27 protein-coding genes are annotated in these 26712 nt (G+C 57.8%); 19 read left to right on the top strand and 8 right to left on the bottom strand.

Annotated features, from left to right (window positions below; translation table 11 throughout):
* Positions 1 to 92 precede the first annotated feature (92 nt).
* Genes leuS through CLV87_RS05260 form a run of 4 tightly spaced genes read left to right on the top strand, consistent with a single transcriptional unit; the run spans position 93 to position 4774 of the window.
* Positions 93 to 2639, top strand: coding sequence for a leucine--tRNA ligase (gene leuS / locus CLV87_RS05275; protein WP_099243044.1), 2547 nt, complete (start codon positions 93 to 95; stop codon positions 2637 to 2639).
* Positions 2626 to 3114 carry an LPS assembly lipoprotein LptE gene (gene lptE / locus CLV87_RS05270; RefSeq protein WP_099243046.1) on the top strand — a complete coding sequence of 163 codons (489 nt, stop codon included), beginning with the start codon at positions 2626 to 2628 and terminating at the stop codon, positions 3112 to 3114. Before leuS ends, lptE begins: the two co-directional genes overlap by 14 nt.
* A complete protein-coding gene (gene holA, locus CLV87_RS05265; protein ID WP_099243048.1) occupies positions 3111 to 4136 on the top strand; it encodes a DNA polymerase III subunit delta in 1026 nt (341 codons plus the stop codon). The genes lptE and holA overlap by 4 nt, the downstream gene beginning before the upstream one ends.
* Before the next feature lie 41 nt (positions 4137 to 4177).
* Positions 4178 to 4774 (top strand): glutathione S-transferase family protein, encoded by a 597-nt coding sequence (locus tag CLV87_RS05260; RefSeq protein WP_099243050.1) that lies wholly within the window; start codon positions 4178 to 4180, stop codon positions 4772 to 4774.
* 29 nt (positions 4775 to 4803) lie between these two features.
* On the opposite strand, the gene CLV87_RS05255 is transcribed toward CLV87_RS05260, so the two are convergent.
* On the bottom strand, positions 4804 to 5121 hold the full coding sequence (locus CLV87_RS05255; protein ID WP_099243052.1) for a DUF1244 domain-containing protein: 318 nt from the start codon (positions 5119 to 5121) through the stop codon (positions 4804 to 4806).
* Between the two features lie 97 nt (positions 5122 to 5218).
* Entirely contained in the window at positions 5219 to 5956 is a 738-nt protein-coding gene (locus CLV87_RS05250; RefSeq protein ID WP_099243054.1) for an N-formylglutamate amidohydrolase, read from the bottom strand.
* Between the two features lie 172 nt (positions 5957 to 6128).
* Here CLV87_RS05250 and pyk point away from each other — a divergent pair, with 172 nt between their 5' ends.
* From pyk to pheT, 9 genes are all read left to right on the top strand, one after another.
* Positions 6129 to 7574 (top strand): pyruvate kinase, encoded by a 1446-nt coding sequence (gene pyk, locus CLV87_RS05245; RefSeq protein ID WP_099243056.1) that lies wholly within the window; start codon positions 6129 to 6131, stop codon positions 7572 to 7574.
* A 36-nt stretch (positions 7575 to 7610) separates the two neighbouring features.
* Complete coding sequence (locus CLV87_RS05240; RefSeq protein WP_099243058.1) at positions 7611 to 7835, top strand: hypothetical protein; 225 nt, start codon at positions 7611 to 7613, stop codon at positions 7833 to 7835.
* 137 nt (positions 7836 to 7972) lie between these two features.
* Positions 7973 to 8173 (top strand): 50S ribosomal protein L35, encoded by a 201-nt coding sequence (gene rpmI / locus CLV87_RS05235; protein WP_099244725.1) that lies wholly within the window; start codon positions 7973 to 7975, stop codon positions 8171 to 8173.
* A gap of 15 nt (positions 8174 to 8188) precedes the next feature.
* Positions 8189 to 8554, top strand: coding sequence for a 50S ribosomal protein L20 (rplT, locus tag CLV87_RS05230; RefSeq protein WP_099243060.1), 366 nt, complete (start codon positions 8189 to 8191; stop codon positions 8552 to 8554).
* 183 nt (positions 8555 to 8737) lie between these two features.
* Positions 8738 to 9088: a YciI family protein gene (locus tag CLV87_RS05225; protein ID WP_099243062.1), complete on the top strand. Its 351-nt coding sequence runs from the start codon at positions 8738 to 8740 to the stop codon at positions 9086 to 9088.
* A gap of 5 nt (positions 9089 to 9093) precedes the next feature.
* Positions 9094 to 10335, top strand: a complete 1242-nt coding sequence (locus tag CLV87_RS05220) for an RNA polymerase sigma factor (protein WP_099243064.1) — start codon at positions 9094 to 9096, stop codon at positions 10333 to 10335.
* A gap of 58 nt (positions 10336 to 10393) precedes the next feature.
* Entirely contained in the window at positions 10394 to 11467 is a 1074-nt protein-coding gene (pheS, locus tag CLV87_RS05215; protein ID WP_099243066.1) for a phenylalanine--tRNA ligase subunit alpha, read from the top strand.
* On the top strand, positions 11464 to 11766 hold the full coding sequence (locus tag CLV87_RS05210; protein WP_099243068.1) for a hypothetical protein: 303 nt from the start codon (positions 11464 to 11466) through the stop codon (positions 11764 to 11766). The genes pheS and CLV87_RS05210 overlap by 4 nt, the downstream gene beginning before the upstream one ends.
* A gap of 338 nt (positions 11767 to 12104) precedes the next feature.
* Positions 12105 to 14504, top strand: coding sequence for a phenylalanine--tRNA ligase subunit beta (gene pheT, locus CLV87_RS05205; protein ID WP_099243070.1), 2400 nt, complete (start codon positions 12105 to 12107; stop codon positions 14502 to 14504).
* A gap of 76 nt (positions 14505 to 14580) precedes the next feature.
* Here the strand turns inward: pheT and CLV87_RS05200 are convergent, their stop codons facing one another.
* The 3 genes from CLV87_RS05200 to CLV87_RS05190 form a co-directional block, all read right to left on the bottom strand.
* Positions 14581 to 15039, bottom strand: a complete 459-nt coding sequence (locus CLV87_RS05200; RefSeq protein WP_099243072.1) for an EF-hand domain-containing protein — start codon at positions 15037 to 15039, stop codon at positions 14581 to 14583.
* A gap of 77 nt (positions 15040 to 15116) precedes the next feature.
* The gene (locus tag CLV87_RS05195; RefSeq protein WP_099243074.1) at positions 15117 to 15458 is read right to left on the bottom strand and encodes a carboxymuconolactone decarboxylase family protein; all 342 of its coding nucleotides are present in this window, start codon (positions 15456 to 15458) and stop codon (positions 15117 to 15119) included.
* A gap of 219 nt (positions 15459 to 15677) precedes the next feature.
* Positions 15678 to 17363 carry an acyl-CoA dehydrogenase family protein gene (locus CLV87_RS05190; protein ID WP_099243076.1) on the bottom strand — a complete coding sequence of 562 codons (1686 nt, stop codon included), beginning with the start codon at positions 17361 to 17363 and terminating at the stop codon, positions 15678 to 15680.
* 148 nt (positions 17364 to 17511) lie between these two features.
* Between CLV87_RS05190 and CLV87_RS05185 the strand changes: the two genes are divergently transcribed.
* Positions 17512 to 18267, top strand: a complete 756-nt coding sequence (locus CLV87_RS05185) for a sulfite exporter TauE/SafE family protein (RefSeq protein ID WP_099243078.1) — start codon at positions 17512 to 17514, stop codon at positions 18265 to 18267.
* 63 nt (positions 18268 to 18330) lie between these two features.
* Here the strand turns inward: CLV87_RS05185 and CLV87_RS05180 are convergent, their stop codons facing one another.
* Together CLV87_RS05180 and uvrB are read right to left on the bottom strand one after the other, a co-directional pair.
* Complete coding sequence (locus tag CLV87_RS05180; RefSeq protein ID WP_133840697.1) at positions 18331 to 19047, bottom strand: phospholipase D-like domain-containing protein; 717 nt, start codon at positions 19045 to 19047, stop codon at positions 18331 to 18333.
* Positions 19048 to 19130: 83 nt separating this feature from the next.
* A complete protein-coding gene (gene uvrB, locus CLV87_RS05175) occupies positions 19131 to 21329 on the bottom strand; it encodes an excinuclease ABC subunit UvrB (RefSeq protein WP_099243080.1) in 2199 nt (732 codons plus the stop codon).
* Positions 21330 to 21750: 421 nt separating this feature from the next.
* Here uvrB and CLV87_RS05170 point away from each other — a divergent pair, with 421 nt between their 5' ends.
* Complete coding sequence (locus CLV87_RS05170; RefSeq protein WP_099243081.1) at positions 21751 to 22062, top strand: ETC complex I subunit; 312 nt, start codon at positions 21751 to 21753, stop codon at positions 22060 to 22062.
* A gap of 157 nt (positions 22063 to 22219) precedes the next feature.
* Here CLV87_RS05170 and CLV87_RS05165 read toward each other — a convergent pair whose 3' ends face one another.
* Positions 22220 to 23089, bottom strand: a complete 870-nt coding sequence (locus CLV87_RS05165) for a glutathione S-transferase (RefSeq protein ID WP_099243083.1) — start codon at positions 23087 to 23089, stop codon at positions 22220 to 22222.
* 199 nt (positions 23090 to 23288) lie between these two features.
* Here CLV87_RS05165 and CLV87_RS05160 point away from each other — a divergent pair, with 199 nt between their 5' ends.
* The 4 genes from CLV87_RS05160 to dut all read left to right on the top strand — a co-directional run bounded on the left by CLV87_RS05160 (position 23289) and on the right by dut (position 26712).
* Positions 23289 to 24167, top strand: a complete 879-nt coding sequence (locus CLV87_RS05160) for an RNA polymerase factor sigma-32 (protein WP_099243085.1) — start codon at positions 23289 to 23291, stop codon at positions 24165 to 24167.
* 20 nt (positions 24168 to 24187) lie between these two features.
* On the top strand, positions 24188 to 24934 hold the full coding sequence (locus tag CLV87_RS05155) for a ChaN family lipoprotein (protein WP_235871847.1): 747 nt from the start codon (positions 24188 to 24190) through the stop codon (positions 24932 to 24934).
* Positions 24935 to 25013: 79 nt separating this feature from the next.
* Complete coding sequence (coaBC, locus tag CLV87_RS05150) at positions 25014 to 26213, top strand: bifunctional phosphopantothenoylcysteine decarboxylase/phosphopantothenate--cysteine ligase CoaBC (RefSeq protein WP_099243088.1); 1200 nt, start codon at positions 25014 to 25016, stop codon at positions 26211 to 26213.
* Between the two features lie 43 nt (positions 26214 to 26256).
* Positions 26257 to 26712 (top strand): dUTP diphosphatase, encoded by a 456-nt coding sequence (dut, locus tag CLV87_RS05145; RefSeq protein WP_099243090.1) that lies wholly within the window; start codon positions 26257 to 26259, stop codon positions 26710 to 26712.

Below are 26712 nucleotides of genomic sequence, written 5' to 3'. Positions count from 1 at the left end.
CGTCATGGGTTGCCAAAAAGCCGCCAAAGGCTGGACGATTGCGCGCCATACCCCTATCACATCCGCCAAATCCGCCCGTTTGAGGAAGACATATGTCGCGTTACGACCCCGCATCGATCGAGCCAAAATGGCAAGCCGCCTGGGAAGAGGCCGGAACCTTTGTAGCCAGCCGTGAGGGCGACAAGCCCAAATATTACGTGCTGGAAATGTTCCCCTATCCGTCGGGACGCATCCATATTGGCCATGTGCGCAACTACACGATGGGTGATGTGATCGCGCGCTACAAGCTGTCGACCGGTCATAATGTGTTGCACCCGATGGGCTTTGACGCCTTTGGTATGCCGGCGGAAAACGCGGCGATGAAGTCGGGCGGTCACCCCAAGACCTGGACCTATGACAATATCGACACCATGGTCGGGCAGATGAAACCGCTGGGCTTTGGCCTGGACTGGACGCGCATGTTTGCGACCTGCGACCCGGAATATTACGGCCAGCAGCAGGCCTTGTTCCTTGATTTCCTTGAAAAAGGTCTGGTCTATCGTAAAAACGCCGTGGTCAACTGGGACCCGGTAGATATGACTGTTCTGGCCAATGAACAGGTCATCGACGGCAAGGGCTGGCGCTCGGGGGCCGAAGTGGAGCGGCGCGAGCTGACGCAGTGGTTCTTTAAGATCTCGGATTATTCCGAAGAGCTGTTGGAAGCTTTGGACACGCTGGATAACTGGCCCGCCAAGGTGCGCCTGATGCAGGAGAACTGGATCGGCAAGTCGCGCGGGCTTGAGTTTGGCTTTGAGCGCACTGATGGCGAAGCCCCGATCACCGTCTACACCACCCGTCCCGATACGCTGATGGGTGCGTCCTTTGTCGGTATTTCGCCCGATCACGCGATTTCCAAAGAGCTTGAGGCGCAAAACCCGGAAGTTGCGGCACAGCTCGCTGAAATGCGCAAAGGTGGCACCACCGCCGAAGCGCTGGAAAAGGCAGAGAAGCTGGGCATTGATACCGGCATTCGGGTCAAGCATCCGCTTGATCCGAATTGGGAATTGCCGGTCTGGATCGCGAATTTCATCCTGATGGATTACGGCACCGGCGCGATCTTTGCCTGCCCGGCTCATGATCCGCGCGACTATGAATTCGCCACCAAATACGAATTGCCGATCATCCCGGTCTTTGGTGAAGACGACATCACCGAGGCCTTTGTGCCGCCAAAAACCGACAAGGTCACCTATCTGCGTGGCTTTGCTGGTGCGACAGAGCAAACCGGTGACGCCGCCGTAGATGCGGCCATTGACCTAGCCGAAAAGGATGGCTGGGGCAACGGAGTGACCAAGTTCCGCCTGCGCGATTGGGGCCTGTCCCGTCAGCGTTACTGGGGTTGCCCGATCCCGGTTGTGCATTGTGACAGCTGTGGTGTGGTGCCTGAGAAAAAGGAAAATCTGCCGATTGAGCTGCCTTTTGACAATGGCAACGAGGAAATCGACTTTTCCATCCCGGGCAATCCGCTGGATCGTCACCCGACCTGGCGCGATGTGGCCTGTCCGAAATGCGGGGCTCCGGCCAAACGTGAAACCGACACGATGGACACTTTTGTCGATTCGTCCTGGTATTACGCGCGCTTCACAGCGCCGCGTGCGCAAACCCCGACCGATCTGGCTGAGGCTGAATACTGGATGAATGTTGACCAGTATATTGGCGGTATCGAACACGCGATCCTGCACCTGCTTTATTCGCGTTTCTTTGCCCGTGCGATGAACATCACCGGCCATCTGCCGGATAAATCGCGCGAGCCGTTCAACGCTTTGTTCACCCAAGGCATGGTGACGCACGCGATTTATCAGACCACCGGTGAGGATGGCCGCCCTGTCTATCATTTCCCAGAAGATGTGGAGCTGCGCGACGGCAAGGGGTTCTTGAAAGACGGAACCGAGGTCAAAATCATTCCCTCGGCCAAGATGTCCAAATCCAAGAACAACGTGGTCGACCCGGTCGAGATCATCAAAGCCTATGGTGCCGACACGGCGCGCTGGTTCGTCCTGTCCGATTCCCCGCCCGAACGGGACGTGGAATGGACAGCTTCGGGCGCTGAGGCGGCGAACAAGCACTTGTCGCGCGTCTTCCGCATCTGTGCGGAAATCGCGGAAGGCGATGTTGCGCCGACCAAAGAGGACGAGGCGCTGCTGCGTGAAACCCACAAGGCGATCCATGATGTGACCATGGGCGTTGAAAGCTTTGGCTTTAACGCCTCAATCGCCAAGCTTTATGGCTTTACCAATGCCTTGCACAAATCCCGTGCCGGGTCCGAGGTAAAACGCTTTGCCGCCAAGACCTTGGCGCAGCTGATGTCGCCAATGACTCCGCACCTGTCAGAGGAGCTTTGGCAGCTTTTGGGTGGCGAAGGCTTGATCGCGAATGCGCCTTGGCCGGTGGCGGATGAAAGCCTGCTGGTCGAGGATACTGTGACCTTGCCGATCCAGATCAATGGCAAGCGGCGCGGCGAAATGCAGGTCGCGCGCGATTTGGCCAAGGAAGAGGTTGAAAAGCTCGCGCTGGCACACGAAGCTGTGGTGAAGGCCCTGGATGGGGGCCAACCGAAAAAGCTGATCGTGGTGCCAGGGCGGATTGTGAATGTGGTTGTCTAAGCGAAGAACTGTTTTGGCAGGGTTGGCGGCGCTGACCCTGACCGCTTGCGGGTTTACACCTGTTTATGGCCCGCAAGGCTCCGGTGGTCCGTTGCAGGGCAGCATCAAGCTGAACGCGCCGGAAACGCGCGACAGTTACCAGTTCAATCGCCGTTTTGAAGAGCGGATGGGCCACGCGGTTAATCCGCTTTACGATCTCAAGGTCGAGCTTAAGACGTCTGAACTGGGGCAGGGCGCAACCTCGAGCGGGAACACAACCCGATTCCGGGTGAACGGCCATGCCAGCTATAGCCTGTCGCAGGATAAGGCGGTTTTGCTGACTGGCAAAACCAGCGCCTTCACTGGCTATTCCAACACTGGTTCGACCGTTGCCACCATGGCGGCGCAGCGCGACGCCTATGAGCGGTTGATGATCATTCTCACCGATCAGGTGATTGATGATCTGATTCTGCAGGCGGATGACTTGCCAAGATGAAGCTGTCCGCCCGCGACGCCAATGCCTATTTCAACAAACCCAACCCGGATGCGGCAGGTCTGCTGATCTGCGGGGAAGACACCATGCGCGTTGCCATGAAACGCCAAGAGGTGGTGGCCAAATTGGTCGGCCCAAATGGCGAAGAGGAAATGCGCCTGACCCGGATGAGCGGGGCGGATCTGCGCAAGGATGCGGCGGCTTTGTTGGATGCGGTCAAGGCGCAGGGGTTCTTTCCCGGGCCGCGCGTGGTGCTGGTCGAAGAGGCAACGGATGGGTTGGCCAAGACCTTTAAGGCGGCCTTTGACGATTGGCGGCCCGGCGATGCGCAGATCATTGCAACGGCTGGGCAGTTGACGGCCAAATCCGCCCTGCGCAAGCTGTTTGAAGGTGACCAGCGCACCTATGCGGCGGCTCTCTATAACGACCCGATGGGACGGGCCGAAATCGAAGCCGAGATGACCCGCGCCGGGCTTAAAGAGGTTGATCGCGACGCGATGGGGGCGCTGGAAGAGCTGGCGCGCAGCCTGACACCGGGGGATTTCCGGCAGGTTCTCGAAAAGATTGCGCTTTATAAGCTGAATGACGGCTCTGCCTTGACGGCCGAAGAGGTTGAGCTGAACGCACCCGCCTCGATTGAAGCCGAGATTGACCAGATATTTCATATTCTGGCCGAAGGGCGCACGCCCGAGATTGCACCGATCATGCAGCGTTTGACCGCGCAGGGCGTCGCCCCGGTGACGTTGCTGATCATGGGCATGCGCCATTTTCGCGCGCTCTATACCTTGGCCTCGGCCCCAGGTGGTCCGGCTCAGGGCATCACCCGGATGCGCCCGCCGATCTTTGGCCCACGCCGTGACCGAATGCTGCGGCAGGCGCAGCGCTGGACGGTTGAACGGCTCGAAGGCGCGCTGGATGTGTTGATGGAGGCCGACTTGACCTTGCGCTCTGCCGGGCAAAAGGCCCCAGCTGTGGCTTTGGTTGAACGCGCATTTGTGAGGTTGGCCTATCTTGCGCGCCGCTAATCTCCGGGTCAGATTGGCACTGACAGCGACAGGAGACCAATTTGAGCTATAAATTATACGGCCACCCGCGCAGCCGCACGTTTCGTGTCATGTGGATGCTGGAAGAGTTGGGGCAACCCTATGACCAGATCCCGGCACCGCCACAATCAGAAGATATCAAGCAGGTCAGCGCACTCGGCAAAATTCCTGTTTTGATGGATGGCGAAGATGCCATTCGCGACAGCGCCGCCATTCTGACCTATTTGGCAGATAAGCATGGCGCATTAACGGCAAAGCCGGGCACGATTGCCCGCGCGCAGCAGGACGCCATGACCTTTCGCATTCTCGATGAGGTTGAAACCCAGCTCTGGACGGCGGCTCGACACTCATTTGTCTTGCCCGAGGCCGAACGGGTGCCCGAGGTCAAAGAGACCTGTAAGGCTGATTACCTACGCAATGTCAGTGCGATCATGGCCGAGGTCGAGGGGCCTTACCTCATGGGGCAGGACTTCACGATTCCGGATATTCTGCTGACCCATCTTGCGGGCTGGGCTCTGACGGCCAAGTTTCCAGAACCCCCAGAGGCGTTTTCCGAGTATCTAAAGCGAACCCGCACGCGACCCGGGTTCAAGGCCGCGCGCGCCAAGCAGGATATTTAGGGGGCTGCCTAAAGAGGCGGCTTAGCGACTTAGGCCTCTTTGTCGGTGACGTTCTCTTTGAACGCGACCTCAAAGGCGGCCTGCTGTTCTGGGCTGGCTTCGGTCTGGTTTAGGTTTTTCCAGTCGTCATAAGGCATGCCGTAATAGATCTCGCGGGCCTCAGCCTTGTCCATTTCGATGCCCTTTTCGTTGGCGGCTTCCTGATACCAGCGCGACAGGCAGTTGCGGCAAAAGCCCGCCAGATTCATCATGTCGATATTCTGAACATCGCGGCGGTCTTCCATTAGGTGCTTGCGTAACCGGCGAAAGGCGGCGGCTTCGATTTCCAGTCTTGTCTGTTCGTCCATTGGGTTCACTTCCTTGTGGCTGTCGATACAAATTCCGTCGACGGAATTTGCAAAAGTTTTAGATAAAACTTTTGGGCACCAGGCCGATCTGTTGGGATCAGTCTGGCACTTTGGTCAAGGCTTGCTCGAGCAGAGGTGCCAGTCGTTGGCCCCAGTGCTGTTGTTGTTGATCTGTTTCGATCAGGTCATTGCGCAATTCGATCAAGGTATTATTGCGGCCATGTTTCAGCGCGTGCCGATCCACAGCGTCGCCGGGCAGATGTCCGGGATAGGGCTCGTTCCGGCCCACTGTCAGGTCTGGCTCCGCCTCCAGCAGGTCAATGAACGGGTCGCTCAGCCGGCTGTCCCAGGCATGCAACACGCCGATATGCCAGGGCCGTGTCGGACGTCCTCGCAACTGACGGGTAAAGGAATGCACCGCCACAATCACCGTATCCTCATGCTTTGACGCAAGCTCTGACAGAGCCTTATGATAAGGCCGGTAATAGGCGTTCAGGCGGCGTTCGCGCTCGGCCGCATCGGCGTGTCTGTTTCCTGGAATGACAGAGCCATCATAAAGCTTCATCAGCAGTGTCGGGTCGTCCTCGCCACGATTTGGGTCGATCACCAGTCGTGAAAAATTGCCAAGCAGCACCGGCGCGCCCAAAGCTTCGCCCAATGCCAGCGACACACCTTCGGCACCGGGGTCAAAGGCAATATGGCGCGCCATATCCTCAGCAGGCAGGCCCAAACTGCCGCCCAAATCCGGTGGCACAGTGTTACGTGCGTGGTCGCAGGTGATCAGCCAACGGCTTTTCCGGTTGGCCCCTTCAATGTGATATGGCTTGTATGTCATTTTACCGTCATCTGTTATCGCCAAGACATAGGGCAGTTGCGCGGCGAAGGGAAATAGGCAATAAGCAGCGCAAGCCGTTAGCGATAACAATGCAGCCTTTTGGCCTGTTTGTACGCTGAGACTGGGACTAAAGGTGACCTAGGGGACACCATTCGATGAATTGGGGAAAGACATGAAGCGCAATCGCAAGATCAAAATCGTGGCCACTTTGGGCCCGGCCTCTTCGACATATGAAATGATCCGCGCGCTGCACGAAGCTGGTGCTGACGTTTTTCGCCTGAACATGAGCCATGGAAGCCATGAAGAAATCGAAGAAAAGCACAAGATCATTCGTCAGGTCGAAAAGGATCTAGACAGTCCGATCGCCATTCTGGCCGACCTTCAGGGTCCAAAGCTGCGTGTGGGCACCTTTGCTGACGGCCCGCAAGATCTGGAATGGGGGGAGACTTTTCGCCTCGATCTCGATCCGACACCGGGTGACAAGAAACGCGTGTGCCTGCCGCATCCGGAAATCTTTGACGCGTTGGAACCTGGCGCACATCTGCTGGTCAACGATGGTAAAATCCGTTTGCGGGTCGAAGATTGTGGTAAGGATCACGCCAATTGCACCGTTGTCACCGGCGGTGTGATCTCTGATCGCAAAGGGGTCAACGTTCCAGATGTGGTTCTACCGCTGGCAGCGCTGTCTGAAAAAGACCGCCGCGATCTGGAATTCGTCTGTTCTTTGGGTGTTGATTGGCTGGCACTGTCCTTTGTTCAGCGCGCCAAAGACGTTTGGGAAGCCCGCGAATTAGCCAATGGCCGCGCCGCGATCCTGTCCAAGATCGAAAAGCCCGCGGCGGTGGAGAGCTTTGACGAGATCCTTGAAGTATCAGACGGCATTATGGTGGCCCGTGGGGATCTTGGCGTGGAACTGCCCGTGCAAAACGTGCCGCCAATCCAGAAACGTCTGGTGCGCAAATGCCGTGCGGCAGCCAAGCCCGTGATTGTCGCGACACAGATGCTGGAATCGATGATCGAATCGCCGATGCCAACGCGGGCCGAAGTGTCTGACGTCTCCAACGCGATCTACGAAGGCTCTGACGCAATCATGCTATCGGCGGAATCTGCGGCAGGTGAGTATCCTATCGAAGCTGTCAGCACGATGGACAATGTCGCCGTCGAAGTCGAAGGCGACCCAACCTATCGCGACATTATTGAGGCCAGCCGCAAAGCCGAGCGCCACTCCGTGGCGGACGGGATTGTGGCCGCCGCGCGGGAAATCGCGGAAACCACGGATATCAAGGCAATCTGCTGCTTTACCTCGTCTGGCACCACAGCCACCAAGGTGTCGCGCGAACGCCCGCGTGTTCCAATCATCGCCATGACCTCGTCACGCGTTACTGCCCGCCGCTTGGTGCTGAGCTGGGGGACCTATTGCGTGATGACTGGCGAGCTAGAGCGGTTCAAACAGGCGGTGGTCAATGCGGCCCGCGCCACCCGCAAAGGTGGTTTCGCTGACGAAGGTGATCAGATTGTTGTCACAGCCGGTGTTCCTTTCAATATTCCGGGCACAACCAACATTCTTCGCGTCGCCCCTTGTGATGAACGTTTGATTTACAGCACCGATCCGGAATAACCTGCTCTCAGGTGTTTTCATTGAGGGTCTGGTGTCATGGATCCAGATACAACGTTGATCGCAGGTTTGGTTATGGCGGTGTTTTCGCTGCCTGCGATTATTTCAGCCTTTTCCGATGGCCGCACACCTCGTGTTGCAGCCATTGTCATGGTGATTGCGGGCGGATTGGTGATCTATGCGCTGAACACCAAGCAGGGCGGCTATCGCATGCAGGACATCCCCGAAGTGTTCTTTCAGGTGGTGGCCAAGTTCACGAATTAAGCTGCGAAGCAGTGAAATTCAGCGGTTTCGCCTGATTCCGGGCTTGCCAAAAATCCTTTCCCCGCCTATACGGCGCGTCTCAACCGCGCGTCCGGCCCATGTGGCATGCCGAGTCGCGCCAAAAGACGGAGACCGAAATGCCCAAGATGAAGACAAAGTCGAGCGCCAAGAAGCGCTTTAAGGTCACTGCGACCGGCAAGGTACTGGCTGGTCAGGCTGGCAAACGCCACGGCATGATCAAACGCACCAAGAAATTCATCCGCGACGCTCGCGGTAACACCACCCTGTCTGCTCCTGACGCGAAGACCGTCAAGGGCTACATGCCATACGACCGCTAAGAGGAGATAAGAGCTATGTCCCGAGTAAAAGGCGGAACCGTCACCCACGCGCGTCACAAGAAAATCGTCAAGCAGGCCAAAGGTTACTATGGCCGCCGCAAGAACACCTTTAAGGTCGCGGCACAGGCGGTCGACAAGGCAAACCAATACGCAACCCGCGACCGTAAGAATCGCAAGCGTAATTTCCGCGCCCTGTGGATCCAGCGTATCAACGCGGCTGTTCGTGCGCATGACGAAGCACTGACATATTCCAAGTTCATCAATGGTCTGAACCTGGCCGGCATCGAAGTTGACCGTAAGGTTCTGGCGGACCTGGCCGTTCACGAGCCCGAAGCATTTGCGGCGATCGTGGATCAGGCCAAAGGCGCACTGCCAGCATAAGCTGACGAGCGTTTGAAATAGAAAAGCCGCAGATCGCAAGGTCTGCGGCTTTTTTCATGGCACAGCAGCGCGGCGTGCGAAAATTTTTTCAAAAATTTTCCACCCGCTGTCGATTTGGTCATTCGTCACCCGTCTGTTAGTCAGAAAGGCAAAACTGCTTTTCGAGTTAACAGGAGAGAGACCATGCAATTTATGTGTTTGATTTACAGTGCCGAAGGCAGTGGCCCACAGCCCGGAACCGAAGAGTTCGGGGCCTATATTCAGGCTTATATGGCCTATACCCAAAAGATGAAGGAGGCGGGCAAGCTGGTCGCTGGCGATGCCCTGCAACCGATTGCCACCGCGACAACTGTGTCGCTGGAAACCGGCAAGATGGAAACCGTGGATGGCCCCTTTGCGGAAACCAAAGAGCAGCTTGGCGGCTATTACCTGCTGGAATGCGACGATATGGACGACGCGCAGAAATGCGCCGCTGAAATCCCAACGGCCAAACATGGTCGCGTCGAGGTGCGCCCCGTCATGGTGTTTGATTAACAAAAATGCCGTCCCCGATAGACCAACAGATCAACCGTTTGATCCGCGAAGATTGGGGGCGGCTTTTATCCGTTCTTGTGGCCGGGTGCCGCGATATGTCCCTTGCTGAGGAATGTTTGCAAGAGGCGACGCTTGCCGCGCTACAGAACTGGCCGCGTTCTGGCGTGCCGGACAGCCCTGACGCCTGGTTGCTGACAGCCGCCCGGCGCAAGATGATCGATCAATTCCGCCGCTCGCAAACTGCGCAAGACAAGGCCGAGCAATTGGCGCTTTGGGTTGAACAAACCCAAGCCGAGGAGGCAGAGCCCGCAACCCTCCCGGATCATCGCCTTGAGCTGATTTTCATCTGCTGCCACCCGATCCTGGATGATAAATCGCGCATCGCGCTGACTCTGCGCGCATTGGGTGGTTTGACCACAGATGAGATCGCTGCCGCCTTTCTGGACAAACCCGCCACTATGGCCGCGCGCCTGACCCGGGCGAAAAAGAAAATCCAAAGCGCCAATTTGCCATTTCTCGCGCCAGAGCCTGAGGATTTACCAGCACGCATCGATGGCGTGCTCAAGGTTGTCTATCTGATTTTCAACGAAGGCTATCGCGCGACCTCCGGGCCTTTGACACGCGGTGACCTTGCTTCCGAAGCGATCCGCCTTGGTCGTATCCTGTCTGGCCTGATGCCCGACCATGCAGAGATCAAGGGGCTGCTTGCCCTCATGCTATTGGGTGAAAGCAGACGCCTTGCGCGCACCGAGAATGGTCACTTTGTGCCGCTCGAAGAGCAAAACAGGGCGCGCTGGGACAGGGCCAAGATTGATGAAGGCACGGGTCTTGTGCAACAGGCCCTGTCCATGGGCTCCCCGGGGCCTTACGCGATTCAGGCAGCGATCAGCGCGCTTCATGCCCAGGCCGCCGATTTCGCCGCGACCGATTGGCGCCAGATTGTTGCGCTCTATGAACTCCTGCTCAGCCGACAGGCCAATCCGGTGATCTTCCTCAACCAGATGGTGGCCTTGTCCTACGCCGCGGGGGCCTCGCACGCGCTTGAGCAACTCGAAGCCAGCGGGGCCGGGGAGCACCTGAGAGATTACCAGCCCTTCCATTCCTGCCGCGCCGATCTTTTGTCCCGCACCGGCCAAATCGACGCCGCGCGCCAAGCCTATGTCAAAGCAATTGAGATGGCTCCGTCGGACGAAGAAAAAGCCTTTCTCACCGCGCGTCTGTCAGCCCTGGGCGTTTCAGAGGTTTAGGGGTGTTGCCACCCGCCCAGCTTCGCGGTAACGCATGAGGCGAAATCAGGAGGCCCCGATGGACGATCTGCGCGACAAGTATCTGACCCTTATCAACGATGCCGGTGACGAAGCCGCGCTGGAAGAGCTGCGCGTGCAGGCGGTGGGCAAAAAGGGCGAGATCAGCCTGAAAATGCGCGAGCTGGGCAAGATGACCCCAGAAGAGCGTCAGGTCGCAGGCCCGGCGCTGAACGCGCTCAAGGATGAGATCAACAGTGCCTTGACTGCGAAAAAAGCTGCGCTGGCGGATGCGGCGCTTGAGGCGCGTCTGGCCGAGGAGTGGCTGGACGTGACCCTGCCTGCGCGTCCACAACGTCGCGGTACGATCCATCCGATCAGCCAGGTCACCGAAGAGGTCAGCGCGATCTTTGCCGATATGGGCTTTGCCGTCGCCGAGGGCCCGCAGATCGACACCGATTGGTACGTGTTTGACGCGCTCAACATCCCGAGCCACCACCCGGCCCGCGCCGAGATGGACACGTTTTATATGCACCGTGCCGAGGGCGATAATCGCCCGCCGCATATCCTGCGCACCCATACCTCGCCGGTGCAGATCCGCTCGATGGAGGCGCAAGGCGCACCGATCCGCGTGATCGCGCCGGGCCGTGTGTATCGCGCCGATTATGACCAGACCCACACACCGATGTTCCATCAGGTCGAAGGGCTGTGCATTGGCAAGGACATCTCGATGGCGAACCTGAAATGGTGCCTCGAAGAATTCGTGAAGGCCTTCTTTGAGGTCGACCATGTGGAGTTGCGCTTCCGCGCCTCACACTTCCCCTTCACCGAGCCATCGGCCGAGGTCGACATTCAATGCACCTGGGACAATGGCGTGTTGAAGGTTGGCGAAGGCGATGACTGGATGGAGATCCTTGGCTCTGGCATGGTGCACCCCAAGGTGCTGGAGAATGCCGGTGTTGACCCCAAGGAATACCAAGGCTTTGCCTTTGGTATCGGCATCGACCGTCTGGCGATGCTGAAATACGGCATCCCCGATCTGCGCGCCTTCTTCGATTCAGACCTGCGATGGCTGAAGCATTACGGGTTCACGCCTTTGGATGCGCCGACGCTGCATGGTGGGTTGAGTAAGTGAGTGCCAGCGGGTCCAGAGCAGGCGACGAAACCGCCGATTTTGGGCCCTGCGGCTGGGGGTATTTGGTCTTTGTTGACCCTGAACCTGCGCTCCTTGATGGAGAGGACGTTTTCACACTTGCTGAGCAAGCAAAGGCGGTTGGTCGGGTCGCGCTAAGGGACTTCCCTGACAAAACCTTTGCCGCATACGAAGTGATGCATCATGGTAAAGCAAAGCGGTTTGCCCTGGGTGAGATTCAAATGAATCTGTGGTGTGTTGCATCGGTTGATTTCGGTATTTCGGAAACAAATTCGGAATAGCTTTTGGCCCTGGGGCGATACACGAACCGGCCTCTACTCGAAACACACAACGTATATCATAAGCCAATAAAACGCCCTCTAGGTCGGGCGCTGATCGGCTTTGTTGTGCTTTAGCTTAGACCTTTAGGACAAGATTGGCGGGCTGACGGCGTGCGCCTCTTTTCTCCCTCGCGCCAATCCGCTAAGGACGTTTCGAAATATTCCGCAGGATGTCAATCCTGCGACGCGCCCGACCCGCCCCATGGGCGGGCGCGTTCCGCACCCACCCCGGGCCGGGCGCGCCGCAGGATCGGCAGCACGACCCAGACGATCAGTATTTGCCCCAAGGGGACCGAGATATGAAATTCACCCTCTCCTGGCTGAAAGACCACCTGGACACCACGGCCTCGGTCGATGAGATCGCCGAGACCCTGACTGACCTTGGCCTCGAGGTCGAAGGCATCGAAAACCCGGCTCAGGCGCTGGCCAAATTCACCATCGCCAAGGTCACCCATGCCGAGCAGCACCCGGATGCGGATCGCCTGCGCGTTTGCACGGTGGCCACTGATGAGGGCGACAAACAGATCGTTTGCGGCGCACCCAATGCGCGCGAAGGCATCACTGTAGTGCTGTGTAAACCCGGTGACTATGTGCCCGGCCTCGATATCACGCTCAGCGTGGGCAAGATCCGCGGCGTCGAAAGCCACGGCATGATGGCCTCGATGAAGGAACTTCAGCTGGGTGATGATCACGACGGTATTATCGAGCTGCCAAGTGGCGAAGTGGGTGACAGCTTTGTCGATTGGCTGGGCGCGAATATGCCTGAGAAAGTCGACCCGGTGATCGAAATCGCCATTACCCCGAACCGTCAGGATGCGCTGGGTGTGCATGGGATCGCCCGTGATCTGGCTGCGCGCGGCCTCGGCACGCTGAAACCGCTTAAGGTTGAGGGTGTTGAGGGCAGCTTTGACAGCCCGATTTCTGTGACCATCGACGAAGACACGCGCAAGGATGGCTGTGAGGTCTTTGCTGGGCGTCTGATCAAAGGTGTCAAGAACGGCCCAAGCCCGGAATGGCTGCAACAGCGCCTGACCGCGATTGGCTTGCGCCCGATTTCGGTGCTGGTGGACATCACCAACTTCTTCACCTTTGACCGCAACCGCCCTCTGCACGTGTTTGACGCGGATAAGGTCAACGGCAACCTGCGTGTGCATCGCGCGGCGGGTGGTGAAACCTTGGTCGGGCTGGATGAAAAGGAATATACCTTCAGCGCCGGTCAGGTGGTGATCTCTGATGACGCGGCTATCGAGAGCATTGGCGGCATCATGGGTGGTCTGGCCACGGGTTGCACCGATGAGACTGTGAATGTCTTCCTCGAGGCGGCGGTTTGGGATCACGTGCAGATTGCCCATACCGGGCGCGCGCTCAAGATCAATTCGGATGCGCGTTACCGCAACGAGCGCGGCATTGACCCCGACTACAATATGCAGGCCATGGAAGATGCGACGCAGATGATCCTTGATCTCTGCGGCGGTGAGGCGTCGAAAGTTGTGGTTGCGGGGCAGGTGCCAGACACCACACGCAGCTACACGCTGGACGCCAAACGCGTTGAATCTCTGGTCGGGATGGAGATCCCAGAAGCCGTGCAGCGCCAAACGCTGACTGCGCTGGGATTCCGTATGGAAGGGGACCAAGCCTTTGTTCCAAGCTGGCGCTCGGATGTGAAGGGCGAGGCGGATCTGGTCGAAGAGGTGGCGCGGATTGCGTCCCTGACCAAGCTGCAAAGCCAGCCTCTCCCGCGCCCTCAGGCCGGCGTGCCCAAGCCGATCCTGTCGCCAATGCAGAAACGCGAGCGCACCGCGCGGCGCACCACGGCAGCGCTGGGCTATAATGAATGCGTGACCTACAGCTTTATCGATCAGGCGGCGGCCGAGCTGTTTGGCGGTGGCGCGGATGTGACCCGCGTGGCGAATCCGATCAGCTCTGAGATGAGCCATATGCGCCCCTCGCTGCTGCCCGGCTTGCTGCAAGCGGCGTCGCGCAATCAGGCGCGCGGATACAATGATCTGGCTCTGTTCGAGGTCGGCCATGCCTTCCATGGCGGTGAGCCCGAAGAGCAGCATTTGCAGATTGCTGGCCTTTTGGTCGGTCGCTCCGGCCCCAAGGATGTGCATGGCGCGATGCGGGCCGTTGATCTGTTCGACGCAAAGGCGGATGCTGAGGCAGTGCTGAGCGCGATTGGTGCGCCCGCCAAGGTGCAGATCCTGCGTGGTGGCGAAGGGTGGTGGCATCCGGGCCGCCATGGTCGCATTTGCCTGGGGCCGAAAAAGGTGCTGGGCGTCTTTGGAGAGTTGCACCCCAAAGTGCTGGACGCCATGGATGTCAAAGGGCCTGCGGTGGGCTTTGTCCTGTATCCAGAACAGGTGCCGATGCCGCGCAAAACCAATGCAACCCGCTCGGCGCTGGCGCTGAACGATTTGCAGGCGGTTGAGCGTGACTTTGCCTTTGTGGTGGATGCCTCGGTCGAAGCGCTGACCTTGATCAACGCGGCCGCCGGAGCGGACAAAGCCTTGATCGAAGAAGTGCGGGTGTTTGACGAATTCATCGGCGGCAATCTGGGTGAAGGCAAGAAATCCCTCGCTATAACGGTGCGTTTGCAGCCGACCGACAAGACCTTGAAAGAGAAGGATATCGAGGCGGTCGCCGCGAAGATCGTCGAGAAGGTGACCAAAGCCACGGGCGGCGAATTGCGTGGGTGAATGGTGGGGTGAAACCCCACCCTACCCAAAGGAACACAATGGGCCAGTCGATGTGACCGGCCCATTGTGTTGGGGGTTAGCCTTTGCCGCGACCTTGGCCGCCGCCCTTGCCTTGGCCACGGCCAAAGTCCGCAATGGTAATGACGCCATCGCCGTTTTTGTCCATCATGCCGATCCAAGTTTCGGCGCGGCTGACAAATTCCTCGCGGCTGACCTTGCCGTCCTTGTTCAGATCATTCGGGACCAAGGCCAGATCGTCAGCTGCACGTCGGCCAAGACCTTTGCCCGGTTGCGCATGTTCGCGAATGTCATTCTCGCGCGCCTCGTCAAAGGCGATGTATTCCTTGGCGTCCAGAAACCCGTCATCGTTGGTATCAAAGGTCACAAAGACATCGCCCCGGCGCTCTGCCGCCTCGGAGGTTGTGACCTGAGCATCCTCGTTCAGGTCCCAGTTCTCTAGAAAATGTGCTCCGGGCATTTGTTGCGCTGTTGCCGTACCCGCCAAAACGATAAAGGGAAGTGCAAAACGGATCATCGCGGATCTCCTAACTGATTTTCATATAGGTGATACGGAATGTGTTTGGCGTTCCGTCGCGACAGGCTGACGCAGGCTTAGGATTTGGAACTGAGTTCGTCAAAAACCTGCAGCGCTTTGCCGGAATACATCAGGCCCGGACCGCCGCCCATTTGGATGCAAGTTGCCAGTACTTCGGCCACTTCCTCGCGGGTCGCGCCGAGTTTCACCAAGGCTTCGGTGTGAAACAGGATGCAAGGCTCGCAACGTGTGGCCACCGCGATGCCCAGGGCGACATATTCCTTTTCCCTGAAGGAGAGCGCGCCATCCTTTTTGACTGATTTGCCGATTGCTCCGAACCCAGCTACGGTCTCGGGGATGGCTCCGTTCAATTGTTTTAGCTGCGCTTTGGTGTCGTTGAGTTTGTCTGACCAGCTCATATCGTGCTCCTGAGATGTGTTTGGCTTCACACATCACAATGGTGGAATGTCTTCTTTGATCCTGATCATGTTTTGCACAAGGCAGGGGCTCTGCCCCGTCCCGAGCGGGCTCGGGACTCCCCGGAGTATTTGGACCAAGAAGAAACAGAGACGATGCGCGAAAAAAAGCCCCGTGCGAAATTCGCGCGGGGCCATGAGTTGGAGAGTGAAACTGTTAAGTCAGCCCAGAAGGCGGCGGGCGATGACCTGAGCCTGAATTTCGCCGGCACCTTCAAAGATATTGAGGATCCGGGCGTCGCAGAGGATGCGCGAGATGGTGTATTCCAGCGCAAAGCCGTTACCGCCATGGATTTGCAGCGCATTATCGGCAGCGGCCCAGGCGACGCGTGCGCCAAGTAGTTTGGCCATGCCAGCCTCCAGGTCACAACGACGGCCTTCGTCCTTTTCGCGGGCAGAGAAGTAGGAAAGCTGACGCGCCACCATGATTTCCACCGCCATCATGGCGATCTTGCCAGAGACGCGCGGGAAATCGATCAGGGATTTGCCGAACTGCTTGCGATCCTGGGCGTATTTCATGCCCACATCCATGGCCGATTGCGCCACACCAATGGCACGGGCGGCGGTTTGGATACGGGCGCTTTCAAAGGTTTCCATCAACTGCTTGAAACCTTTGCCGGTCTCGCCACCCAGCAGGTTTTCGCCTTTGACATGGAAGTTGTCAAAGCCAAGCTCATATTCCTTCATGCCGCGATAGCCGAGCACCTCGATTTCACCGCCAGTCATGCCCTCGGTCGGGAAAGGATTGGCGTCGTCCCCCGGTGTCTTTTCCGCCAGGAACATGGACAAGCCTTTGTAATCGCTTGTTTCCGGATCGGTCCGCGCCAACAGGGTCATGACATGGGTGCGGGCCGCATGAGTGATCCAGGTCTTATTGCCGGTGATCTTCCAATCGCCGTTCTCATCCTTGACCGCGCGGGTGCGCAGAGAGCCGAGGTCAGAACCGGTATTAGGCTCAGTAAACACGGCGGTGGGCAGCTTTTCACCGGTTGCCAGCGCAGGCAGCCATTTCTGTTTCTGCTCTTCGGTACCGCCAGCGATGATCAATTCGGCCGCGATTTCAGAGCGGGTGCCAAGCGAGCCGACACCGATATAGCCGCGCGACAGCTCTTCGGAGACCACGCACATGGAGGCTTTGGACATGCCAAGTCCGCCATATTCCTCAGGAATGGTCAGACCAAACACGCCCATTTCAGCGAGCTCTTCGATGATCTCCATCGGGATCAGCTCATCTTTGAGGTGCCATTCATGGGCGTAAGGTTCGACCTTATCAACGGCATAGCGGCGCATTTGTTCGCGGAACATTTCCAGTTCCTCGTCCAGACCGGTTACCCCATAGGTGATGTCACCTTCGCGCTGTTGGATCACGTCAACCAGACGGGTGCGCGCGGCCTGGGTGTTGGCCCCTTGGGTCAGGGTCATGACCGCGTCATTCATCAGGGCGCGGGCATCGTCCTGCGACAGGCCCATATCCTGCAGGCGGACCATTTCGCCCTGGTTCATTTGGATGCCGCCATAGATCTGCCAGAGATATTCGCCAAAGGCGATCTGGTGCATCAACTGTTCAAGCTCGCCAAATTTGCCCTCGGCTTGCAAACGCTCTGCCCAGCCCTGCATCTGGCGCAAGCTTTCGAGATAGGTGGCAAACCAGGCGAGGCCATGGGCGGCGGTCTGGTTGGCTTCGATCAACGCTCCGGATACGCGGCCATCCTTGCTGACCATCTCACGCACGCTGTTGCGCGCCGCTTCGAACACGGTTTCGACCGGGGCAATCGCCGCGCCGGTCAGGGTCAGCAGGTCAGGCAGGATTACGCTGCCAAGGCTGGGGTCTTGTCCATCATGTGCCATCTGTCGGATCCTCAAACTTATCTTGTGAAGGGTCTAGCTATTTTGCAAGCGCAGCGCAACAAAAATACCAATGCTGCGGCGCTGTTGTTCAAAAATTGCGCAAAGGATTTTTGCGGTGCAGCGAAGAATGACGTGTTAAATCACGGGCATGGACACGATCTTCTCTAATATACCACTTTTGTCCCTATGCCTTGGAGTTGGCCTTTTGGCTGGTGTGGTCAAGGGCATCGTTGGCTTTGCCATGCCGATGATTCTCATCTCAGGGCTGGGCAGTTTTATCTCGCCCGAGCTGGCCCTGGCCGGGTTGATCATTCCCACTGTTGTCACCAACGGCATGCAGGCGCTGCGGCAAGGCGGCAAGGCGGCCTGGCATACGGTGCAGCAATATCGGCTGTTTCTGGTGGTCGGTGGTGTGATGATCCTGATCTCGTCACAATTTGTGCGAATCCTGCCGGTCGAAGTGATGTTTGCCGTGATCGGCGTACCCATCGTGTCGTTTTGCGCGATGCAGCTGGCGGGGTGGCAGCCGGTCTTGCAAGCCACGCGCCGGGTTGAGGTCAGCGTGGCGGTGTTTGCGGGCTTTATGGGTGGCATGTCCGGCGTCTGGGGGCCGCCGACCGTGGCCTATCTGACGGCCTTGGGGACGGAAAAGCGCGAGCAGATGCGGGTGCAGGGCGTAATTTACGGGCTGGGCGCGGTGGCGCTGGTCGTCGCGCATATCGGCTCGGGGATATTGAACGCTCAGACGGCGCAGTTTTCCGCGCTGATGGTGATCCCGGCGGTGCTGGGAATGTGGATCGGAAGCCGGCTGCAAGACAGGATCGACCAAGCGGCCTTTAAACGCGCGACTTTGGTGGTTCTGCTGGTTGCCGGGGTGAACTTGCTGCGGCGGGCGTTGGTGTAGAGGCACGGAAGCAGGAAGGGGTACTGGCGAGAACTCTTTCTAAAGCCTTTAGGCATTAGTATTTTATGTTCCAATATAGTGACTGGGGAACCGAGGAGTCTCTTGAGACCAGTCTAGTTCTTCGGACAGAGCCCATAATTGTGCCCATTCAGACACGTAATCATTGCACACGCGCTTGTCGAAAATGGTGACGATGTTTTCTCTACTCACTTGAGCATTTGCAGACCAATTAAATGATCCAGTAACTACACACGTTGGCAAGATAATTACGTCAGGTCTATAGATCCCAAAAACTGCAAACTTGTGATGCATTGTGGGTACGGACAACTTGGATTGATTTCGTTGAAAGCCAATACACCTCACTGCATCGTCGGTTTGTATATATTGCCCGTCTGCTGCAATCAGCCAGTTCTCAACGCTGTAGTTGTGTCCCGGCATTCCTTCTTGTGAACCAGGATAACAGTCCAAAAAGTCGTTTGAAGATAAGGGTCTTAGTTGATCGTATTGTCTGCGTAAGCGTCTGGAGAAGTGCTGTTTGTTTTCGTCGGTGAGGTCTGGTCGCAGGAAATCTTCCTTCTGAACAACGAACGATGCTCTTTTCAACTGAGCCAATGCGTCCAGTAACCTCTCGTTTGTTAGCCAAGCAATTGCGCCCAATGCGACATCAGATTGTGCGATGAGTTCGATTAGATGTCCTTCTATTCCGTCGAACCGGGTTTCGATAGCACCGACACTTCTGTGTCGTTTTCCGTGGTCTCGCAAAAACTCCTTACGTCCCAAGCCTTCTTTATGCTTGCGCCAGTCATCCGAGTACTTCCTGAAAAAGTTACGAAAGGGGGTTGCTTCACTTTTTGGTCTAAACCTCACCGCCCCCGACGCCTCCGAACCCCGCCACGCTGCCCCGGCTTCCCAGCCGTTGAGCGCCCCTGAGACTTCACGGCCTCCTCAGATGCCGCAGCCACGGCGGCTTGCCGGGCCAATGGGTCATCCGCCACGGCCAGATCAACTGCCTCCAGGCGCTTGATCTCGTCACGCAGACGCGCTGCTTCTTCGAACTCAAGGTTCTCAGCCGCCTTGCGCATGTCGTTGCGCAGCCCTTCGAGTACGGTTTGCAGGTTGCCGCCGGCTGAGCCTTTGTCGATTTTGGCAGTGACGCGGGATTGGTCGGTGTCGCCTTGGTAAAGACCGGCCAGAATGTCTTCGACATTCTTTTTCACCGTTTCCGGGGTGATGCCGTGTTCTTCGTTATAGGCGATCTGTTTGGCGCGGCGGCGGTTGGTTTCGCCAATTGCGCGCTCCATCGAGCCGGTCATTCGGTCCGCATACATGATCACGCGGCCTTCGGCATTGCGCGCCGCGCGGCCAATGGTCTGCACCAAAGAGGTTTCAGAGCGCAGGAACCCCTCTTTATCCGCGTCCAGAATGGCGACCAGACCACATTCGGGAATGTCCAGACCCTCGCGCAGCAGGTTGATCCCGATCAGCACGTCAAAGGCCCCAAGGCGCAGATCGCGCAGGATCTCGATCCGCTCGATCGTGTCGATGTCCGAGTGCATGTAGCGCACCTTGATGCCCTGTTCATGCAGGTATTCCGTCAGGTCTTCGGCCATGCGCTTGGTCAGCGTGGTGACCAGCGTGCGCATGCCCAGATCGTTGACCTTGCGGATTTCATCCAAGAGGTCATCGACCTGCATATCCACCGGGCGGATCTCAACCGGCGGGTCAAGCAGACCGGTGGGGCGGATCACCTGTTCGGTAAAGACACCGCCAGATTGCTCAAGCTCCCAAGCGGCGGGGGTGGCGCTGACAAAGATCGATTGCGGGCGCATAGCGTCCCATTCTTCGAATTTGAGCGGGCGGTTATCCATGCAGGAGGGAAGGCGAAAGCCATGTTCCGCAAGGGTGAATTTGCGGCGATAGTCGCCTTTATACATCCCGCCGATCTGTGGCACCGAGACGTGGCTTTCATCTGCGAAAACAATGGCATGGTCGGGAATAAATTCGAACAGGGTGGGCGGTGGCTCACCCGGGGCGCGGCCGGTCAGATAGCGTGAATAGTTTTCGATCCCGTTGCAGACGCCGGTCGCCTCTAGCATCTCAATGTCGAAATTGGTGCGCTGTTCCAGACGCTGCGCCTCAAGCAGCTTGCCCTCACCCACCAACTGATCCAACCGTTGACGCAGCTCTTTCTTGATGCTGATAATCGCCTGCTGCATGGTCGGTTTCGGCGTCACATAGTGCGAATTCGCATAGACGCGGATGCGGTCAAACGTGCCGGTTTTCTCGCCGGTCAGCGGGTCGAATTCGGTGATGTTTTCCAGCTCTTCACCAAAGAAAGACAGCTTCCAGCCGCGATCTTCAAGGTGGGCCGGCCAGATCTCCAGACTGTCGCCACGCACACGGAAGGTGCCGCGCTGAAAGGCTTGGTCGTTGCGTTTGTATTGTTGCGCGACCAGATCAGCGATGACTTTGCGCTGATCATACTCGTTGCCAACATGCAAATCTTGGGTCATCGCACCATAGGTTTCGACCGACCCGATCCCGTATATGCAAGAGACCGAGGCCACGATAATCACATCGTCCCTTTCCAGCAGCGCGCGCGTGGCCGCGTGGCGCATGCGGTCGATCTGATCGTTAATCTGGCTCTCTTTCTCGATATAAGTATCCGAGCGCGCAACATAGGCCTCGGGCTGGTAATAGTCGTAGAAGGACACGAAATATTCGACGGCGTTGTCCGGGAAAAAGCCTTTGAATTCGCCATATAGCTGGGCCGCCAGCGTCTTGTTCGGGGCCAGGATAATGGCGGGGCGCTGGGTTTCCTCGATCACCTTAGCCATCGAAAAGGTCTTGCCTGTGCCGGTGGCCCCCAGCAGAACCTGATCGCGATCCCCGGCCAGAACACCGGACGACAGTTCTGCAATGGCGGTTGGCTGGTCCCCGGCTGGCTCGAATTCGGTTTGCATGACGAACCGCTTGCCGCCCTCCAGCTTTTCGCGGGTTTTTACATCCGGGGCAGGGGAGTTCAAGACCGGCATGGTCTTGTCGGAATGAGCATAGGGCATGGCGATTCTCGCAATAGAACAAAAGTAGAATTGTCGTCATTTGTCCGGTTTTCAACCCCTCAAAGCGGTTTGAATGCTGCCGCGCAGCAAGCCTGTGAAAATAATACAAAATGCCGCAGTTGACCTAAAGTCACCTGTTATCAGTTTGTTAACGGTTTGGACCGGGCGGCTTGTTCGGAACGATCGTAAAACACTGTTGCGAGAAAGTTTGCGCAAAATGTATCTTTTGAAGGAAGCAGTCGGTTTGGCGGTCCTCCTGTGCCGCAATTTACCCACCCCTCGCTCCCCGTGGCCGGATTACCCTCTGAACCGCTGCTTGCCTCCCCTTCTCAAGTCTCAATATGTGACAAAAGGGCTGGATCTGACGCTTGCGCTGGCGGCGGGAATCTCCGATAACCACGTGTGTCTAAGGAGTTTAGCCATGCGTGCACGCATCTATCAGCCAGCCAAAACCGCTATGTCTTCGGGCCAGGGCAAGACCAAGTTCTGGGTGCTTGAATTCGCGCCTGCGTCGCGGCGTGAGGTGGATCCGCTGATGGGCTGGACTTCGTCTTCGGATACGCAAAGCCAGGTCAAGATGCGTTTTGACAGCAAAGAGGGCGCGCTGAACTACGCCAAGGAAAACGGGATCGAGGCGCAGGTTGTTGAACCCAACAAGCGCAAGCCCAATATCCGCGCCCGCGGCTATGCCGAGAATTTCGCCGTGGATCGCAAGGCCCCCTGGACGCACTAACATAGTGCGAGGTCGGTTGAATGGCGCGGCTTTAGGCTCCGCAGCCTTCGTCGAATACGATCACCATCCGACACCTTCGAAATGCCGCTGGGATCATAAACGAGCAATCGTTGAAAGTGTTGCACCGCCGGTCAGCGTGACCCGCGGTGCTTTTTCTTTAGGCTTTGTTGTACAAAGCCATGAAAGCGGGCCAGGCGGCGGGGTCTGCAACGGTCTTGGCGCGGCAAAAATCGTTGCAAACACCGAATATGCGCCCCTCGACCTCGAACAGATGCGTGGCCGGTTTGCCTGAATACGGGCATGCGTCATTTTCGGGTGTGCCTTCCTCGACAACACGAGCGTTCAACGGCGCTGGACCGGGCCAAGGCTTGGTCGCGAAGTCCCGCGAATACCAAGGCAGTTCAACATTTCGGGCAGTGCCCATGGCACGCCATTGCCGAAATGCCGGGTCAGCGAGATGGTGGTCAACATAGGCTTGCGCCGCTGCGTTGACCTGCAAACCATAGCCCGCAATGCGGCCTACCACGGGCGCGAAAAATGCATCAACCGCCGAGTATTCGCCACAGAGCCAGGGGCCGCCGGACTTTTCCAAAGCAAAAGACCAAATCAGGTCGAGGCGTGCCAGATCTGCCTGTGTTTGCTCTGAGGGTGTGAAGTCAGAATAAGACACAGACAGGTTCATCGGGCACTGGTCGCGCAAAGACATAAAGCCTGAATGCATTTCCGACGCCAAATTGCGCGCCAGTGACCGCAGGCTTGGGTCGCTGGGCCAAATACCAGCCTCGGGATGGCGACTTGCGAGTTCCTCGGCAATGGCAAGGCTGTCCCAGATCACGTCGCCCTCGGGGGTGACGACGGTGGGCACGGTTTTTGCCGGTTTCAGATCGGCCAGTTGGTTGGCAACGCTGTCCTTGTCGAATGGGACCATTTTGGACGTATAGGGAAGGCCAAAACGGTGCAGCAAAAGCCAGCCACGTAGTGACCAGCTTGAATAGGTGTAATCCCCAATAAAGATTGAATAATTCATCGTAACTCCTGTCGCTCGGGCCATGATTACAACCTGTGCCCGCAATGTGAAATTCTAAATTGTGCGCGCTGTTATCAGAAACATTGATCACAGCTTTGTCAGCTTGGGGTTGTTCAAAGATATTTATGCCCCACATGTAATCCAAACGGCGACTACGACCGTAGACAAAAGTGAACAGCGTAACGACAGGGAATTTACGATGGCACTTGATGGAATGACCGATCAGCATCTGCCGCGCAAAGCCATGAAGGCGGAACTGCTGGATGCCGACACCGAATTACAGCTTGCCCGCGCATGGCGGGACCAGCGGGATGAACAGGCGCTGCACCGCCTGATCAATGCTTATATGCGGCTGGCGATTGCCCAGGCGGCCAAGTTCAAACGCTATGGCGCGCCGATGAATGACCTCATCCAAGAGGCGGGGCTGGGCCTGATGAAAGCGGCTGACAAGTTTGACCCGGATCGCGGCGTGCGCTTTTCGACCTATGCGATCTGGTGGATCAAGGCGTCGATCCAGGATTACGTGATGCGCAACTGGTCCATGGTGCGTACCGGTTCGACCAGCGCGCAGAAATCCTTGTTTTTCAACATGAAGCGCGTGCAGGCGCAGATTGAACGCGAGGCGTCGGTAAGCGGAGAGGCTTTGGACGGCCATCAATTGCGCCACCGGATTGCTTCGGAAATTGGTGTGCCTTTGCGAGACGTTGAGATGATGGAGGGCCGGCTGTCCGGCTCTGACTTTTCGCTCAACGCGACGCAATCGACCGAAGATGAAGGGCGCGAATGGATTGACGCCCTAGCCGATGACGGGGCGCAGGCCGCTGAAATCGTCGAGGATCGCCACGACACCGAACAGATGCGTGATTGGATCATCGCTGCCATGGACCTGCTGAGCGAGCGGGAGCGCTATATCGTGCGCGAACGTAAACTGCGGGACGATCCACGCACTTTGGAAAGCCTCGGCGAAGAACTGGGCCTGTCCAAAGAACGCATTCGTCAGGTCGAGGCCGCGGCAATGGGTAAAATGCGCAAAACGCTTGAAGAGAACGCTGATGAGGTGCATCAGTTCCTGCTATGAAACAGGTATTTTGGGCAGTTATGATAGCGATATGTCCTGCGGCAGTGATGGCGCAGGATGTGTTTTTCCTAGGCGAGACCCATGACAATCCGGGTCATCACGTGCAGCAGGCTGAGCGAGTTGCAGCGTTGAAGCCCATGGCGCTCGTCTTTGAAATGCTGACCCGGGAGCAAGCCGAAAAGGTGACCGATGAGCTGCGTTTAGACGCTGAAGCCTTGTCGCAGGCCTTGGAATGGGAACAGTCCGGCTGGCCGGATTTCGCGATGTATTTCCCGATTTTCGAGTCCGCGCCAGGGGCGAAAGTGTTCGGAGCTGGGCTGCCTCGACGTGATGTCATGCGCCTGATGAAAGAACCTGTCGAGGAGGTTTTTGGACCATCAGCAGAAGAGTATGGCCTTACAATCGCTTTGCCAAAAGCGCAGCAAGACGCTCGAGAAGAGATGCAACTGGCCGCGCATTGCAACGCTTTACCCATTGAGTTGTTGCCGGAAATGGTGGGCATGCAGCGGTTGCGTGATGCAGCTTTGGCTCGGGCTGTGGTGCAAGCGATTGATGCCACTGGCGGGCCAGTCGTCGTAATCACCGGAAACGGGCACGCGCGTAAGGATTGGGGGGCTCCTGTCTATCTGGCTAAGCGCGCGCCTGATCTGGAGATCTATGCATTGGGTCAAGGTGAAGAGGGGGCGGTAGCTCCGGCAGGGGAGTTTGACGAGATCTCCTACAGCCCCCCAGCGGAACGTGAAGATCCTTGTAATGCTTTCAAGTGAGAGCCTGCGCGACGGTCTTCGCGTTGAAACTTGCCGGGGCAGCGCGTAACACTTGCTCAAACAAGCTGCGGGTAGGACCATGCTGACAGGCAAACGCATTCTCTTAATCATTGGTGGAGGGATCGCCGCCTATAAGTGCCTTGATCTGATCCGTCGACTGCGCGAACGCGGGGCTGCGGTAACCCCTGTCATGACCCGCGCTGCCGAAGAGTTTGTTACCCCGCTATCGGTATCGGCCCTGGCGGGCGAAGAGGTGCATCGCGACCTTTTTGACCTCACCAAAGAGGCGGAGATGGGGCACATCCAGCTTAGCCGCGTGGCGGATCTGGTGGTGGTGGCCCCGGCGACGGCGGATCTGATGGGCAAGATGGCCAATGGCTTGGCCAGTGACTTGGCCACGACATTGTTGATGGCCACGGATACGCCCGTGATGATCGCGCCCGCCATGAATGTGCGCATGTGGGATCACCCGGCCACTCAACGCAACTTGGCCCAGCTTGTGGCGGATGGCGTGGCGGTTGTCGGCCCGAATGAGGGCGACATGGCCTGCGGCGAATACGGGCCCGGTCGAATGGCGGAACCGATGGAGATTGTTGCGGCTCTCTCTGATGCATTGTCAGATGGGCCATTGAAGGGGCGCAAGATACTGGTGACCTCTGGACCAACCCATGAGCCGATTGACCCGGTGCGCTATATCGCCAACCGCTCCTCGGGTTCGCAAGGCACAGCGATTGCTAACGCTCTGCGCGCGCTCGGGGCCGATGTGATCTTTGTCACCGGCCCGGCAGAGGCGGCGCGCCCGGATGGCGTCAAGATTGTCGAGGTCGAAACCGCGCGCGACATGCATGATGCGGTGATGGACGCGTTGCCAGTTGATGCGGGTGTCTTTGCGGCTGCGGTGGCCGACTGGCGTGTTGCCAGCGCCTCGGATAGCAAGATCAAAAAGACGAAGGGCGGGTTGCCGGTTCTCGAATTCGCGGAAAACCCGGACATCCTGGCCAAGGTCTCGCAACTTGCCAAAGGGCGACCCGGTTTGGTCGTCGGCTTTGCTGCCGAGACCGATGATGTGGTCGAAAACGCCACGTCCAAACGTCAGCGCAAAGGCTGTGACTGGATCGTCGCCAATGATGTTTCCCCCGAAACCGGGATTATGGGCGGATCGGAAAACGCAGTTGTGCTGATTTCCGAAGATGGGGCCGAGAGCTGGCCGCGCATGGGCAAGGCTGAGGTCGCCAAAGCATTGGCCGAGCGCATCGCATCAGCATTGGGCGCGGGTTGACCCGTCGAAATTTGAGTATTTTTGCCAAGAAGAAGGGGCGGACGTGGTTGCGATTCAGCTAATCTGGGATGAAGGGGCCGACCGGGATCTGGGTCTGCCAAGCTATGCGTCTGCCGGGGCAGCGGGGGCCGATTTGCGGGCCAATCTGCCGGATCGCGGTCAGATCGACCTGGCTCCGGGTGCGCGTGCTTTGGTGCCGACCGGTTTGCGCATGGCGATTCCCGAAGGTTACGAGGTGCAGATCCGCCCGCGCAGCGGCTTGGCGCTGAAGCATGGGATCACCCTGCCTAACAGCCCCGGCACAATCGACAGCGATTTTCGCGGCCCACTTGGGGTGATCGTGATGAATGCCGGACAAGAGAGTTTTACCATCCGTCACGGGGACCGGATCGCGCAAATGGTTGTGGCCCCGGTGATCCTGGCCCGGTTCGATCTGGTCGATGCGCTGGATGACACCGCGCGCGGCGCTGGCGGGTTCGGCTCGACCGGGCGGCGCTGA

Source organism: Pelagimonas phthalicica, assembly GCF_004364805.1.
GTDB lineage: Bacteria > Pseudomonadota > Alphaproteobacteria > Rhodobacterales > Rhodobacteraceae > Pelagimonas > Pelagimonas phthalicica.
Note: the sequence above shows the minus strand (reverse complement) of the source record. Positions and strands in the feature narration are given on the sequence as shown.